The sequence below is a fragment of the Mesorhizobium sp. M7A.F.Ca.CA.002.05.1.1 genome (assembly GCF_003998335.1).
In the GTDB taxonomy this organism is placed as follows: Bacteria; Pseudomonadota; Alphaproteobacteria; order Rhizobiales; family Rhizobiaceae; genus Mesorhizobium.
In genome coordinates, this window is the sequence record NZ_RZQI01001387.1 from 1 (window position 1) to 968 (window position 968).

A 968-nucleotide genomic window follows, 5' to 3' on the forward strand; every position below is an offset into this window, starting at 1 on the left:
GTTCAGGCGTGCAAGCGGTGTCCACCGTCGCATCTGGCGCTGCCATGGGTGCATCGGCGGGGGCTTCGGCCAATGCCGGCAGCGCATCGGTCGACAATGCGACATCCTACCTTGTGGATTCACTGTTCCGTCCGGCCGATCCGGGCAGGCTGGCTGCCGCCAATCCGGACAGCGATACCGCCGCGACCGGGCAGGCCTCGCGCATCCTAATCGCCGGTGCGGCGGCAGGCGAGGTTTCGGCAGACGACAAGGCCTATCTGTCGCAACTCGTCGCCGCTCGCACCGGTCTTTCGGAAGCAGATGCCAAGGCGCGGGTGGATGCGATCATCGCCAGGGCTCAGGACGCCAAGGTCAAGGCGCAGGAGGCTGCCGACACCGCCAGGAAGGCTGGCGCTACCTTTGCGCTCCTTGGTGCGCTGTCGCTGGCCATCGGCGCCTTCATCGCCAGTGCTGCCGCGGCCCTTGGGGGCAGGCAGCGCGACGATGAGGAAGCGGTTTTTCTCACCAGCCGCTGAAGCGGCTCAGCATTGAAAAGCAAAAGCCCGGCCTTGCGCCGGGCTTTTGTGTTTGGGTCAGTCGCGCCGTGGCGAAATCAGTGATCCATGGCCTTGACGATTTCCTCGGTCATCTTCTTGGCGTCGCCGAGCAGCATCATGGTGCCGTCCTTGTAGAACAGCGTGTTGTCGATGCCGGCATAGCCGGAGCCGAGCGAGCGCTTGACGAACAGGCAGGTGCGGGCCTTGTCGACATCGAGGATCGGCATGCCGTAGATCGGCGACGACTTGTCGTCGCGCGCGGACGGGTTGGTGACGTCGTTTGCGCCGATGACATAGGCAACGTCGGCCTGCGCGAATTCGGAGTTGATGTCCTCGAGTTCGAACACTTCGTCGTAGGGCACATTGGCTTCGGCGAGCAGCACGTTCATGTGGCCGGGCATGCGGCCGGCGACCGGGTGGATGGCATATTTG

The 968-nt window shown here is 64.3% G+C and carries 1 protein-coding gene and 1 pseudogene; one reads left to right on the top strand and one right to left on the bottom strand.

All coding sequences use genetic code 11. The features are described 5' to 3' along the window. A pseudogene (locus tag EN939_RS35780) lies at nucleotides 1-515 on the top strand (hypothetical protein); the annotation flags it as partial. A 77-nt stretch (nucleotides 516-592) separates the two neighbouring features. Here EN939_RS35780 and EN939_RS35785 read toward each other — a convergent pair. Further along, on the bottom strand, nucleotides 593-968 hold a 376-nt coding region (locus EN939_RS35785; protein ID WP_164751585.1), incomplete at its 5' end, for an NAD(P)(+) transhydrogenase (Re/Si-specific) subunit beta.